Origin of the sequence: Pseudomonas sp. Root329, from assembly GCF_001424925.1 — a bacterium.
Lineage (GTDB): Bacteria > Pseudomonadota > Gammaproteobacteria > Pseudomonadales > Pseudomonadaceae > Aquipseudomonas > Aquipseudomonas arabinosi.
This window is the reverse complement of sequence record NZ_LMCV01000005.1, coordinates 120,157-132,836: the sequence shown is the minus strand read 5'-3', so window position 1 is coordinate 132,836 and position 12,680 is coordinate 120,157. Positions and strand designations below refer to the sequence as shown.

Sequence of the window (12,680 nt, the reverse complement as noted above, 5' to 3'; positions counted from 1 at the left end):
GCAACCTCAATGCCCCACGGGAAAGGCAATCGGTGCCGAACGCGCCAACCCACCCCGGCACTTGAGCACGCGCAATTGCGCAGGCCTGGCATCGATGGCGATGCGCAACGCTGCTGGCGAAGGGTTGATCGCCTCATTGATCGAGCGGTAGGCAAACGCCAGGGTCGAGCCGGTTTCCGCCGCCACCTGCAATCGTCGCAACGCCCGGTCATCGGCCTTGTGCGGCCAGCACAGCACTGCGCCGCAACTGCCCGAACGCAGGCATTGTTCCGCTGCCCACAAGGCATCGCGTTCGCTGGCCTGGATGATCGACAACTGACGCAGATCGACCCCGGCGTTCTGCCAGGCCTGGGGGTATGGCACGTAAGGCGGCGCCACCAGCACGATGCGCTCGCCCGCGGCGGACAACCGCGCCAGCGCCGGCCACACCAGTTGCAGCTCACCGACGCCCTGCCCGGCCAAAAGGATTTCGGTCAGCGCCGCTTCCGGCCAACCGCCCGTAGGCAACGCCGCATCCAGCGCGGCATGCCCGGTGGGTTGCGGGCTGACGGCCGGGGGCGCAGGCCGGCCCTTCCAGACCTGGCCGCCATTGAACAGCGTATCCAGCGCAACGACGGCGCCCATCACCCTTGCCTCACCAGGCCGCAGAACACCCCTTCGATGGCCAGGTCCTGATCGGCTTCGACGATGATCGGCTTATAGGCCGGATTGCGTGGCAGCAATCGGACAACCTCGCCGACCCGTTCGAAACGTTTGATGGTGACCTCCCCGTCGAGTCGCGCGACGACGATCTGGCCGTTGACCGCCTCGGGATTGCGGTGCACGCCCACCAGATCGCCGTCGAGAATGCCGTCCTCGATCATCGAGTCGCCCTGGACCCGCAGCATGTAATCCGGCACCCGCGAGAAGATCGACGGGTCGAGCAGCAAGCGGCTGTGAACCTCGGCATCGGCACCGATCGGCGCACCCGCCGCCACCCGGCCGAGTACCGGAATGTCCAGCAATTCGGGCCGTGCCGGTTGCCCGAGCAAACGAATGCCCCGGGCCTGATGTGGATTGACCTCGATGAAACCGGCCTCGGTCAGCGCCAGCACATGCTTGCGCGCCACGCTACGGGAGGCGAAACCGAACGCCTCGCTGATTTCAGCGAGGCTCGGGGACTGACCCTGCTCGGCGATTCGATCGCGGATAAAGGTCAGGATGGCGGTACGGCGGGGAGTTAAAGTCGTCATGGAGTACATTTGTACTCTTTTGGCTTTTTTCTGGCAAGGACTTGTAGGAGCTGTGTAGGAGCTGTCGAGTGAAACGAGGCTGCGATCTTTTGACTTTACTCTTTAAAAACAACATCAAAAGATCGCAGCCTCGTTTCACTCGACAGCTCCTACAGGTTTCAGGTGAGTCCTGAAAGGTAGGGCCAGGGGTAGATCCCGCGCTCATGGCCGTCGCTGAACACCAGTTGCAGGCCGTAGCCCTGTTGATTGAGTTCGATCACGCGCACGCGAGCATCGACCTTCGGCACCAGCCCCTGCAACCGAAACGCCCGGCACTGCGAGCACGGGCATTGGCGGCGCAACTCAGCGTGATCAAGCAACTGCTCGCGACCATCCGGCCAGCTCAACCGCAGCTGCTGTTTACCTTGGGAATTGCCAATCGCCACCGGGTTCATTGCAGCTGACTCAAGGCGATGCGCACGGCTTTGCGCACTTCCGGGTCGCCGTCATCCTGCGCAGCCTGTAAGGGCGCGATGGCGCCTCGGTCGTTCAACTCTCCGAGCGCTAGGGCGGCTTCCTTGCGCAGGTTGCTGATGCGGTGGCCGAGGGTTTCGATCAACGCTTCAAGGGCCGGGACGTAACGCAAACGGCCGAGGCTACGAGTGGCGCGCAGGCGCACTTGCCAGTAATCGTCACTCAAGGCTTCAACCAAGGCCGGGCCGGCGTCGACGTGACCGACCTTGCCCAGCGTGGTGGCGGCTTCTTCGCGCACTTGCCAGGCCTCGTCCTGCAAGGCGTGGCGCAGCGCCGGCAGCACGTGGGCGTCGGAGGCCAGGCCCAGGGCACCGGTGGCGGCGCGGCGGACTTCGGTGTCCGGGTCGTCACTGGCCAATCGAGCAAGCGCCGGCAAGGCATCGAGCTGCTTGAGCCAGCCGAGTACACCGACGGCTTCGCGGCGAACGCTGGCGTCCTCGTCGGTCAATGCCCCTAAAGCGGCAGCGGCGGCATCGGGAAAGCGCAACTCACGCAAGGCTCTGAAAGCGGCGATGCGCACGTTGATATCTACATGCCCGGTCCACGGCAGAATCACCCTGCCCGCCGCCTCGGTCTTGAGCAGGCTAAGGCTTTGTGCGGCGGCCGCTTGCACAGCTTGGGAAGGATCGGTCAGCGCCTGGCACAGCGCTTCCACCACCGGTTCGTCCTCCCAGGCTTCGAGCAAGCGTGCGGCTTCGGCGCGGACTTCTTCGGTCGGGTCTTGCGCCAGGCGATTGACCAGCCACAGCAAACCGTCCGGCTCTTCAAGGTCGGCCAGTTCGATCAGGGCAATTCTGCGCACGCCGGGATCTTCATCCGTCAGGCGCGGTTGCAGGGCGAGAATGTCGTCGTTATCGGTTACATCGAATAGAGAGGTCATAGGGCAAATCGCGGCAGTTTGTTTTCAAGGGGAAGTCCGAGAGGGTTCAGGCGCGGTAACTGCCGACCGTCTTCGTGACGCAGCAACTCGAGGCAATGACGCTTCAAGCGGGAGAACTCGTGGCTGGTGACCAGTTCGGTGGTGCGTGGCCGGGGGAAATCGAGGCGCAGGTCTTCGATGATCCGCCCCGGGCGCGAACTCATGACCAGCAGCCGATCGGCGAGGAACAGCGCTTCATCGATGTCATGGGTGACGAACACCACGGTGGTGCGAATTCGCGTCCAGATGTCCAGCAGCAGCTCCTGCATGTTCAGCCGGGTCAGCGCGTCGAGAGCGCCGAAGGGTTCGTCCATCAGCAATAGGCGCGGGCGGTTGATCAGCACCCGGGCGATTTCTACCCGTTGCTGCATGCCGCCGGAGAGTTGATCAGGCCAGCGCTCGGCAAACCCTTCGAGGCCCACCAGGGCAAGGATTTCGTCGGCGGCTTTGTGCCTTTCGGCTTTGCCGATGCCACGCATTTTCAGGCCGAAAGCCACGTTGTCGCGCACGGTGCGCCAAGGGAACAGCGTGTGGTGCTGGAACACCATGCCGCGCTGCGGCGACGGGCCCGAGACCGGCGCACCGTCGACTTTCAGGGTGCCGGTTCGCGGTTGCAGGTGACCGGCCAGGGCACCGAGCAGGGTCGATTTGCCGCAACCGGACGGCCCGAGAATGCACACGAATTGCCCCGGCTCGATCTGGCAATCCAGACCTTGCACGGCTTCGAAGGCTTGCTTGTGTTCGCCGAGGACAATGGACAGTTGGCGGATGTCGATCCGTCCTTCAGGGGTTTGCATCACGCTCATCAGGCTTTTCCTCGTGGTCGGTGCCAAGGCGTGAACAGCCCGCCCAGACGTTTGATCAGCAGGCTGCTGCCCATCCCCAGTACGCCGATCAGCAACATGCCGACCACGATGTCGGCGTAGTTCTGGATGGTGTAGGACTCCCAGGTGTAATAGCCGATGCCGTATTGGCCGGAGATCATTTCGGCGGTCACCAGGCAGAACCATGAGGTGCCCATACCGATAGCGAGGCCGGTGATGATGCTCGGCGCAGCGCCTGGCAGGATCACCTCCAGCAGAATCGCCCGGCGCCCTGCCCCGAGGCTTTTCGCCGAGGCAATCAGCCGTGGGTCGACGCCTTCGACGCCATGCACGGTGTTGAGCAGAATCGGGAACAGCGCGCCGGTGAAGGTGATGAAAACCATCGACAGCTCCGACGAGGGGAACATCAGGATCGCCAGCGGAATCCAGGCGACGGCGGGGATCGGGCGCAGGACTTCCAGCGGTGGTAGCAGCAGGTCTTCCGCCCATTTCGAGCGACCGATGGCCAGGCCCAAAGCGATGCCGATGATCAGCGCCACGAGGTAACCGGCAAAGACCCGGCTGAGGCTGCTGCCGAGGTGTTGCGCGAGCTTGCCGGAGTCGCCGAGGCCAAGGGCGGCTTCGATGACCGCCAGTGGCGTCGGGACGTTGGCGAAGGTGACCAGGCCGAGGTTCCAGTGGTGGCTGGCGGCGAGTTGCCAGAATAGGAGGCAGAGCAGCAGTGACGCGGCTCGGGGGATCCAGCGTAAATAGGATCTGTACACAATACTTCCTCTCAACCGAGATCACTGTGGGAGCGGGCTTGCTCGCGAAAGCGGTGGTTCAGTCAACATCGATGTTGAATGTCAGTACGCATTCGTCGGAACGCCGCCCGGAGCCGGCTCGCTCCCACAGGGAATTGCGGTGCTTTGGCGGTTAGCGAACGGCGACGGCCTGGGTGGTGGCGTCGGTGAAGTCGAAGACTTTTCCGCCTTGTGCCGTGGCGAACTGTTGGGCCTGGCCTTTGAGCAGAAACGCGCTCAGGCGCCCTTTCGCATCACTGGCAAACCACGCCTGATCCGCCAGCAACTTGATCCCGCTGTCACTCGCCTGGGCATACACCGCGCGGATGTTTTTGCCTTCCTGCTTCAGGCTGGCCAACGCGGTGAACGCCGACTCTGCCGAGGCGTACTGCCGAACCTTCGGCTCACCCCGCACCCAGATCTCCGCCACATGGCTGAAATCGGTAATCGCTTTGCCGCTCGACGCATCCACCGCTTTAAGCGGCGCCTGCCCGTAGTTGGCCAGTTGCGCGGTGTAATCCAGCTTCGAGGCCTTGAACGCAGCGCGGATGTATTGGTCGTCGATGAAGGTATTGAGGTCCAACCCGCGATCCGCCTTCTTCAACAGTTTGAGGGTATCGATGGCAGTCCCGACGGCCTGACGGTATTCCGGCTTCCAGCTGAGGTCGCGAGTTTGCACGCCCAGCGGGCCGTGGAACAGGTAATTGACCTCGGCATCGACGCCGGTGACCTTGGCGATCAGCTCGCTGTATTTCTCCGGCTCAGCCGCCAGCAACTGGTTGGCTTCGATGCTCGCCCGCAGGTAAGCCACCACAATTTCCGGGTACTTCTTCGCGTAGGCCTGATCCACCAGCGCACCGTGGAAGGTCGGCGCATTGGCCTGGGCGCCGTCATAGATCTTGCGAGCGAAACCACGGCTGGGGAACAGTTCGGCGAACGGCACGAAGTCGGCGTGGGCATCGATCTTCCCAGCCTGCAACGCGGAGCCTGCAACTTCCGGCGGCTGGGCGATGATGTTCACGTCTTTCAGTGGGTCCCAGCCTTGGGCCGCGACCGCCCGCAGCAACATGCCGTGCGCCGTCGAGGCGAACGGCACGGAAATGGTCTTGCCCTTGAGTTCGGCCAGCGACTGCACACTCGAGGCGCTCGGCACCACGATGCCGTTGCCACTGCCCTTGATGCTGCCCGAGAGCACGCTGATGAACAGGCTGTGCTTGCCCGCGGTTTCGAACGCCACACCATTGAACGAACCGGGGAAGTCGGCCATGGCGCCGAAGTCGAGTTTGCCGGCGACCATCTCATTGGTCAGGGGCGCGCCGCTGGTGAAGTTCTTCCACTCCACCTCGTACTTGGCGTCTTTGTAGGGGCCGTCGTGGGGCAGGTATTTGTCCAGCAGGCCCAGCTCGCGAATCAACAGACCGCCGGCGGCGCAGTTGATCGTGGTGTCCTGGGTGCCGATGGCAATGCGGATAGTTTCGGCTTGAGCAGACAAGGTGAATGAGGCCAGTACCAGACCGGCGAACGCTGCACGCAATAACATAGGTGTATCCCCTCGAATCATTTTTAGGATGTTCGTCTCCGCCACGATCAGGGCGCGGTGGGAAACGAGGGGTGTTTGAATCAGGCGTCCGGTGGTTGCCGGATGGCTTTTACGGTGTTTGGGCTGGCCTCTTCGCGAGCAAGCCCGCTCCCACATTTGTAATGCATTCCCCTGTGGGAGCGGCGGTGCGACGATTCGACTTGCTCGCGAAGGCGTCCGGTCATTCAATGAAGATGCCGGCACTCACACTCAGCGCAACAGGTAGGGGATTTCGACTTTCACCGCCCCGGTCGGGCAGTCCTTCTCGCACGGCATGCAGTACCAGCATTCGTCGAACGCCATGTAGGCCTTTTGCGTGGCAGGGTTAATCGCCAGCAGGTCCATCGGGCACACGTCGACGCACACGGTGCAGCCTTTGTGGGCGATGCAAAGGTCCTCATCGACCGTGACGGGCGCGTTGGAGCGGAAGAAAATTTCCTGGGGTTGATAGGCCATTTTGCGGTCTCTCTTTTGGGCTCAAGCAGCAAAGGCACCGACTCGCAGCCGGTCGTAGGCCTGCATTTCATCGGCGTCCAGCGGGATGATGTAAGGCTCGACGGCTTTCTTGAAACTGCTCATCACGCCGTTTTCATCCTTCTTCAGGTGGCAATGGCAGAACCAGTCGATGTCGTTGCGTTGCGGGTGGTCGACCCGATAGTGGTAAAGCCCCCAGCGACTTTCGGCGCGAAACAGCGAAGCGCGGGCGGCCATTTCGGCACAGTCGCGAATCATGCTGACTTCCATCGCGCGCATCAGTTCGTGGGCGTTGTGGGCCTTGATCTGATCGAGATCGCGCTGGATATCGCTAAAGCGTTGCAGGCCGATTTGCATCTTCTTGGTCACTTTCGGCGGTTGCAGGTAGTCGTTCACAAAACGTCGCAGCTTGTACTCGACCTGGGCCGGCGGCAGGCCGTGTTCGCGGTCCAGCGGTGCGTAGACCCGGGCCTTTTCCGTTTCGATCTGCTGGGCATCGACCGTCGAAAACTCACGTCCGGCGACAAAATCCGCCGCGTTGGTGCCGGCAAACCAGCCGTAGGTGAACGCGCCGAGCATGTAGTTGTGCGGCACCGCGGCCATGTCACCCGCCGAGTACAAACCCTTGACCGAGGTCTCGGCCTTCTCGTTGACCCACACTCCGGAGGCCGAGTGACCGCTGCAAAAACCGATCTCGGAGATGTGCATTTCGACCATTTGCGTACGGTAGTCAGTGCCGCGATTGGCGTGAAACTGACCGCGACTCGGGCGTTCGTTGCTGTGCAGGATCTCTTCGATGTTCTGGATGGTTTCCTCGGCCAGGTGATCGAGTTTGAGGAACACCGGGCCGTTGCCGCTTTCGAGTTCCTGGTGGAACTCCCACATCATCTGGCCGCTCCAGTAATCGCATTCGATGAAGCGTTCGCCCTTATTGTTCGCGGTGTAGCCGCCCAACGGACCGGTGACGTAGGCGCAGGCCGGGCCGTTGTAATCCTTGATCAGCGGGTTGATCTGGAAGCATTCCAGGTTCGCCAGTTCCGCCCCGGCGTGATAGGCCATGGCGTAACCGTCGCCGGCGTTGGTCGGGTTTTCATAGGTGCCCATCAGGTAACCCGAGGACGGCAAGCCGAGACGCCCGGCGGCGCCGCAGCAGAGGATCACGGCTTTGGCCTTGATCACGTGAAAGTCGGCGGTGCGGCAATCGAAGCCCATCACACCGTTGACCGTGCCCTCTTCGTCCGTCAGCAAACGCGTGCAGACCAGCCGATTGGTGATGCTCACCCGCGCCCGTTTCAACTGGCGATACAGGACTTTTTTGATGTCATGCCCTTCCGGCATCGGCAGCACGTAGGCGCCCATGTGGTGGACCTTTTTCACCGCGTAGTCGCCGGTCTCGTCCTTCTCGAACTTCACGCCCCAGCGGTCCAGTTGCTCGATGGTTTCGAAGCTGTGGGTCGCGTAGGCATACACCGCCGCCTGATTGACGATGCCGTCGTTAGCGATGGTGATTTCCTTGGTGTATTGCTCCGGCGTCGAATGGCCGGGAATGATCGCGTTGTTCAGGCCGTCCATGCCCATGCTGATCGCGCCACTGCGTTTGACGTTGGCCTTGTCGATCAGCAGCACGCGCAAATCGCGATTGCGTTCCTTGGCCTTGATCGCCGCCATCGGTCCAGCGGTGCCGCCGCCGATCACGACGATGTCGTATTCCTGTTCGAGCGTCTTTCTAGTCATTGAGCCGTGAGTCATGCCTGCGCCCCTTTTTGCCGGTCGATCCGCAGGCGGTACTGGAAGGCATCGCCGCGGTAGTAAAGGTGTTCGAAGTCCACGGGTTGGCCGCTGGCGTCGTGGGTCAGGCGCTCGATGCGCATGATCGGCGAGCCGGGCTCGACGTTCAGCGCCTGGGTCAGGTCGCTGTCGGCCAGCACCGCGTCGATGGCCAAATCCGCGTGACCGAGGGCCAGGCCGCAGTCGTTTTCCAGGATCAGGAAAATGTCACGGGTAACCAGATCGGCCTTCTCCAGGCGCTCGCCGATGGCCTTGGGCAGGTAAGTGATTTCCAGCGAAATCGGCTCACGGTTGATCAGCCGCACGCGTTTGATCTGCGCCACGGTCTCGCCTTCGGCGACCTGTAAACGCTCGGCGACGAGCTTGTCTGCCGGTATGAATTTGAAACTGCGCAGGCGGTTGATCACCTCGTAGCCGCGACCGGTCATGGACTCGGCGAGGCCTTGCAGGGTGCTGACGTTCTGGAAGGTTTTCGGCTTGGCGACGAAGGTGCCTTTGCCGTGGATCTTGAAGATCAGCCCTTCTTTCTGCAGATCCCCCAAGGCCTGGCGCACGGTGATGCGGCTGACTTTGAACAGCGCGCCGAGTTCGCTTTCGGAAGGCATCTGGCTGTCTTGCGGGTATTCACCGTCGAGGATGCGGGCGCGCAGCACATCCCGCAGTTGGGTGTGCAGCGGAACGCTACTGAGGGAGAGAACGTTATCGGTCATGGAAGATCACTTGTCATAACGAGTTATGACGTGATCTTAAAGTTCTAATGACAGGCTTGAGAAATACTGTTTGAGCATAAGGTTAGATGCGGTAATCAGCGCTTGAGGATCTGGTCCATCACCCAATCGGTTTTCAATGCCTGCTCGGCCACCGCCGGATGCTGCGCCTCACCCCGAATGTGCGCGTTCATGCCCAGTACGTGATGCCACTGGATGTGCTCGTGATTGTCGATGTGCAGGCTGAGGGTTTCATCGGCTTCAAGCTGAACCGGCTGTTCATCGAATACGGAAAAGCTGATCCGGCCTTTGCCGCCGATCAGTTCGACCCGATCTTCGCGGCGGTCCGCAACGAAATTCCAGCAGCCCATACCCAGGGCGCCCGAAGCAAACCGCCAACTGGCGCTGACGGCATCCTCGGCGGCATACAAACCGGCCTGGTGCGCGGTAAACCCGGCAACTTCGACGATGTCACCGAGCAGGTACTGGAACAGGTCGAAGCCATGGCTGGCCAGGTCGGCGAAGTAACCACCACCAGCAATGGCCGGGTCGGTGCGCCAGTTATCGGTACCGCCAAGATCGGTCGGCGATGGCGCTTTAGTCAGGGTCCAGGTCAGGTGCCGGACCTCGCCGATCCGCCCTTCCTCCAGCCATTGTCGCACCTGCTGGAAGCGCGGCAGCGAACGCCGGTAGTAGGAAACAAACAGGTGCAGCCCGGCATCGGCAAAGACCTTTTGCATCTCACGGCTTTGCCCGGCATTCAACGACATCGGCTTTTCGACGCAGCAGTGTTTGCCGGCGGCGGCCACCCTCAAGGCGTAAGCGTGATGGCTGTCAGGCGGCGTGGCGATGTACACCGCGTCGACTTCGGGATCATTGATCAGCGCATCGACATCGGTGTAGACCCGAGCGATGCCGTGGCGCGCGGCGTAATCCGTCACGGCTTCCAGACGCCGCCCCATCACCGCCACCAGCGCCGAGCCGGGCGCCTTGTAGAAGGCCGGCCCGCTCTTGCGTTCAGCGACGCTGCCACAACCAATCATGCCCCAGCGCACCACGTTCATACTCACTCCCTGATGTTTAGCCGATGCGCAGAGCGCGCAGGTCCAGATGACAATCCTTGAGCGGTGGGCACCAGTAGTAGCCGCCAGTGATCGGCCGGCTGATGCGGTACAGACCGTCAGTGATGCCGTCTTCCAGACCGCTCATGCGGCGCAGTTGCGCTTCGAAGGCGTCGAGGGAGAAACCGAAGGCCAGGAACATCAGGCCGGCGCGATCGCCTTCGATCCAGGGCATGGAACGGCGCACCACGAAGGCCTCGGGGGCGAAGCTTTCCTGGGCGGTGCGTTTGACGTGAGCGGAAATCGGCGCGTCGTCGATCTCTTCGTTGTCGCTCAAACGACGGCCCATGATGTTGTCCTTCTCATGGGACGGCATCGCGTGGAAGCCCTTCAGGTCATGCTGCCACTGCTGGATCGCAGCGAAACTGCCGCCGACCATTCCGTCAGCGCCGTCACTCACCAGCGCAGCGGCGACGGCGGCTTCGTCGTGAGGGTTTTCGGTGCCGTCTTCGTAACCGGTCAGGTCGTGGCCGGTGAGGTGGCGGAAGGTTTCGTTCATCTGCACCAGGCGCAGGGCCGGGGCCAGTGCGGCTTCGATGGCGTTGCTGCGATTGAGCAATTCACCACGGTCGACGCCGTGCAACCAGCACCAGAGCGCGTGCTGGGTCGACGGGTTGTCGACGCCGACACCGGTCAACGCTGGAAAGGTGCGCAGGCCTTCGATTTGCCCCATGAGGGCCTTGACCAGGGACTCACCGAAACCGACCACTGCCGACTTACCGTCGATCAGCCCTTTCAGATTCTCCAGCGCGGCCGGCAAGGCAGCGGCGGATTCGAGTGCGAAGAACATATGACGGGCTTGAGGCGGAACTGGGGTGGCGAGAATGCCCGGCTGGTAGTAACTCATATGAACTCCTTCAGTAAGAGCGCGAAGTTTAACCGATCAAGACAGCCCGTGTGCTGTAGGTCATGACAAGCCGTGTTGCCATCTGATAAAACGATTCAGCTATGCTGATCGAGCGCGCCGCCTGTAATAGGCAGCCTCTCGCCGCCACTTTCGACAACCGCGTTGTGATCAGGCCTTGACCTGATAGCAGTGCGTAGCGATAACAGACCTTATCCGCATCACCCAATCCAGACGGGGTAGCGACATGACCACAGCACACATCCTTGGCAACCTGTTTCCCGACGCCACCGACATCCCGGAAAAATACCGCCTCGACGGCCAGACCGAGCAGCGTGAATACCTGGTCGACGGCGAGCTGAAAACCTGGTCCGGGCCCCTCGCCCAAGTCCGCAGCCCGGTGTACCTGACCGGCGAAAATGGCGACGAACAAGTGATCCTCGGCAGCACGCCGCTGCTCGATGCCGACACCGCATTGACCGCCCTCGACGCCGCCGTCCGTGCCTATGACCGAGGCCAGGGTCTGTGGCCGACAATGCGCGTGGCCGAGCGCATCCAGCACGTCGAAGCCTTCCTCGGACGCATGCGTGAACAGCGTGAAGCCGTGGTCAAGTTGCTGATGTGGGAAATCGGCAAGAACCTCAAGGACTCGGAGAAAGAGTTCGACCGCACCTGCGATTACATCGTCGACACCATCAACGCGCTCAAGGAACTCGACCGTCGCTCCAGTCGCTTCGAACTGGAACAGGACACCCTCGGCCAGATCCGCCGCGTACCGCTGGGCGTGGCGTTGTGCATGGGACCTTACAACTACCCGCTGAACGAAACCTTCACCACGCTGATCCCGGCGCTGATCATGGGCAACACCGTGGTGTTCAAACCGGCCAAGCTGGGTGTGCTGCTGATTCGTCCGCTGTTGGAAGCATTCCGCGACAGCTTCCCGGCCGGGGTGATCAACGTGATCTACGGCAGCGGCCGCGAGACCGTCAGCGCGCTGATGGCCAGCGGCAAGATCGATATCTTTGCGTTTATCGGCACCAACAAAGCCGCCAGCGACCTGAAAAAACTCCATCCAAAACCGCACCGCTTGCGCGCGGCGTTGGGTCTGGATGCGAAAAACCCCGGCATCGTGCTGCCTGAGGTGGATCTGGACAACGCGGTCAGCGAAGCGCTTACCGGCTCGCTGTCGTTCAATGGTCAGCGCTGCACCGCGTTGAAAATCCTCTTCGTCCATGAAGACGTGGTCGAGGCGTTCATCGAGAAATTCAACGCCAAACTCGCCAACCTCAAACCCGGCATGCCGTGGGATAGCGGCGTGGCGCTGACGCCGTTACCGGAAGCGAGCAAGGTCGATTACCTGCACTCGCTGGTGGCGGATGCTGTCAGTAAAGGCGCCACCGTGGTTAACCCCAACGGCGGTGAAGCCCGCGCATCATTCTTCTACCCCGCCGTGCTGTACCCGGTGACGCCGCAGATGCGCGTCTACCAGGAAGAGCAGTTCGGCCCGGTCGTGCCGATCGTGCCTTACCGGCATCTGGACACCGTGATCGATTACGTTCTGGAATCGGACTTCGGCCAGCAGCTGAGTATCTTCGGCACCAACCCGGTGGCGGTCGGCCGGCTGGTGGACACCTTCGCCAACCAGGTCGGCCGGATCAACCTCAACGCGCAGTGCCAGCGCGGCCCGGACACCTTCCCGTTCAACGGCCGCAAGAACTCCGCCGAAGGCACACTGTCGGTGCATGATGCGTTGCGGGTGTTTTCGATCCGGACGTTGGTAGCAACCAAGTTCCAGGAAACCAACAAAGAACTCATCAGCGAGATCATCAGCGGACGCAGTTCGAGCTTCCTGACCACCGATTACATCTTCTGAGGAGACCGAGCCTGAGTACATTCA

At 61.8% G+C, this 12,680-nt stretch carries 13 protein-coding genes; 1 reads left to right on the top strand and 12 read right to left on the bottom strand.

The genetic code is table 11. The annotated features are described in order from the left end of the window. Positions 1-6: 6 nt before the first annotated feature. From imuA to ASC74_RS08065, 12 genes are all read right to left on the bottom strand, one after another. Positions 7-624, bottom strand: coding sequence for a translesion DNA synthesis-associated protein ImuA (gene imuA / locus ASC74_RS08120; RefSeq protein ID WP_033061610.1), 618 nt, complete (start codon positions 622-624; stop codon positions 7-9). Then, positions 624-1,241, bottom strand: coding sequence for a transcriptional repressor LexA (gene lexA, locus ASC74_RS08115; protein WP_056740709.1), 618 nt, complete (start codon positions 1,239-1,241; stop codon positions 624-626). The genes imuA and lexA overlap by 1 nt, the downstream gene beginning before the upstream one ends. Positions 1,242-1,390: 149 nt before the next feature. Beyond that, positions 1,391-1,666: a DUF971 domain-containing protein gene (locus ASC74_RS08110; protein WP_056740708.1), complete on the bottom strand. Its 276-nt coding sequence runs from the start codon at positions 1,664-1,666 to the stop codon at positions 1,391-1,393. After that, on the bottom strand, positions 1,663-2,625 hold the full coding sequence (locus ASC74_RS08105) for a HEAT repeat domain-containing protein (protein WP_056740707.1): 963 nt from the start codon (positions 2,623-2,625) through the stop codon (positions 1,663-1,665). The genes ASC74_RS08110 and ASC74_RS08105 overlap by 4 nt, the downstream gene beginning before the upstream one ends. Next, complete coding sequence (locus ASC74_RS08100) at positions 2,622-3,470, bottom strand: ABC transporter ATP-binding protein (RefSeq protein WP_008155013.1); 849 nt, start codon at positions 3,468-3,470, stop codon at positions 2,622-2,624. Before ASC74_RS08100 ends, ASC74_RS08105 begins: the two co-directional genes overlap by 4 nt. Next, positions 3,470-4,252: an ABC transporter permease gene (locus tag ASC74_RS08095; RefSeq protein ID WP_056740705.1), complete on the bottom strand. Its 783-nt coding sequence runs from the start codon at positions 4,250-4,252 to the stop codon at positions 3,470-3,472. The genes ASC74_RS08100 and ASC74_RS08095 overlap by 1 nt, the downstream gene beginning before the upstream one ends. Positions 4,253-4,403: 151 nt before the next feature. Continuing rightward, a complete protein-coding gene (locus ASC74_RS08090) occupies positions 4,404-5,810 on the bottom strand; it encodes an ABC transporter substrate-binding protein (RefSeq protein ID WP_056740703.1) in 1,407 nt (468 codons plus the stop codon). A gap of 249 nt (positions 5,811-6,059) precedes the next feature. Next, on the bottom strand, positions 6,060-6,305 hold the full coding sequence (locus tag ASC74_RS08085; protein WP_007946457.1) for a 4Fe-4S dicluster domain-containing protein: 246 nt from the start codon (positions 6,303-6,305) through the stop codon (positions 6,060-6,062). 21 nt (positions 6,306-6,326) lie between these two features. After that, positions 6,327-8,057: a fumarate reductase/succinate dehydrogenase flavoprotein subunit gene (locus ASC74_RS08080; RefSeq protein ID WP_056740701.1), complete on the bottom strand. Its 1,731-nt coding sequence runs from the start codon at positions 8,055-8,057 to the stop codon at positions 6,327-6,329. An 11-nt stretch (positions 8,058-8,068) separates the two neighbouring features. Continuing rightward, the gene (locus ASC74_RS08075; protein WP_033061603.1) at positions 8,069-8,821 is read right to left on the bottom strand and encodes a GntR family transcriptional regulator; all 753 of its coding nucleotides are present in this window, start codon (positions 8,819-8,821) and stop codon (positions 8,069-8,071) included. 95 nt (positions 8,822-8,916) lie between these two features. After that, entirely contained in the window at positions 8,917-9,882 is a 966-nt protein-coding gene (locus ASC74_RS08070) for a Gfo/Idh/MocA family protein (protein ID WP_056740699.1), read from the bottom strand. Between the two features lie 16 nt (positions 9,883-9,898). Then, on the bottom strand, positions 9,899-10,786 hold the full coding sequence (locus ASC74_RS08065) for a Dyp-type peroxidase (protein ID WP_056740697.1): 888 nt from the start codon (positions 10,784-10,786) through the stop codon (positions 9,899-9,901). A 244-nt stretch (positions 10,787-11,030) separates the two neighbouring features. On the opposite strand from ASC74_RS08065, the gene ASC74_RS08060 reads away from it, so the two are divergent. Then, positions 11,031-12,656 carry an NADP-dependent glyceraldehyde-3-phosphate dehydrogenase gene (locus ASC74_RS08060; RefSeq protein WP_056740696.1) on the top strand — a complete coding sequence of 542 codons (1,626 nt, stop codon included), beginning with the start codon at positions 11,031-11,033 and terminating at the stop codon, positions 12,654-12,656. Positions 12,657-12,680: the final 24 nt, after the last annotated feature.

What these genes read in the sequence shown, in the direction of transcription:
- imuA (WP_033061610.1), bottom strand. Translation starts at nt 624, where the DNA reads ATGGGCGCCGTCGTTGCGCTGGATACGCTGTTCAATGGCGGCCAGGTC.
- lexA (WP_056740709.1), bottom strand. Translation starts at nt 1,241, where the DNA reads ATGTACTCCATGACGACTTTAACTCCCCGCCGTACCGCCATCCTGACC.
- ASC74_RS08110 (WP_056740708.1), bottom strand. Translation starts at nt 1,666, where the DNA reads ATGAACCCGGTGGCGATTGGCAATTCCCAAGGTAAACAGCAGCTGCGG.
- ASC74_RS08105 (WP_056740707.1), bottom strand. Translation starts at nt 2,625, where the DNA reads ATGACCTCTCTATTCGATGTAACCGATAACGACGACATTCTCGCCCTG.
- ASC74_RS08100 (WP_008155013.1), bottom strand. Translation starts at nt 3,470, where the DNA reads ATGAGCGTGATGCAAACCCCTGAAGGACGGATCGACATCCGCCAACTG.
- ASC74_RS08090 (WP_056740703.1), bottom strand. Translation starts at nt 5,810, where the DNA reads ATGTTATTGCGTGCAGCGTTCGCCGGTCTGGTACTGGCCTCATTCACC.
- ASC74_RS08085 (WP_007946457.1), bottom strand. Translation starts at nt 6,305, where the DNA reads ATGGCCTATCAACCCCAGGAAATTTTCTTCCGCTCCAACGCGCCCGTC.
- ASC74_RS08080 (WP_056740701.1), bottom strand. Translation starts at nt 8,057, where the DNA reads ATGACTAGAAAGACGCTCGAACAGGAATACGACATCGTCGTGATCGGC.
- ASC74_RS08075 (WP_033061603.1), bottom strand. Translation starts at nt 8,821, where the DNA reads ATGACCGATAACGTTCTCTCCCTCAGTAGCGTTCCGCTGCACACCCAA.
- ASC74_RS08070 (WP_056740699.1), bottom strand. Translation starts at nt 9,882, where the DNA reads ATGAACGTGGTGCGCTGGGGCATGATTGGTTGTGGCAGCGTCGCTGAA.
- ASC74_RS08065 (WP_056740697.1), bottom strand. Translation starts at nt 10,786, where the DNA reads ATGAGTTACTACCAGCCGGGCATTCTCGCCACCCCAGTTCCGCCTCAA.
- ASC74_RS08060 (WP_056740696.1), top strand. Translation starts at nt 11,031, where the DNA reads ATGACCACAGCACACATCCTTGGCAACCTGTTTCCCGACGCCACCGAC.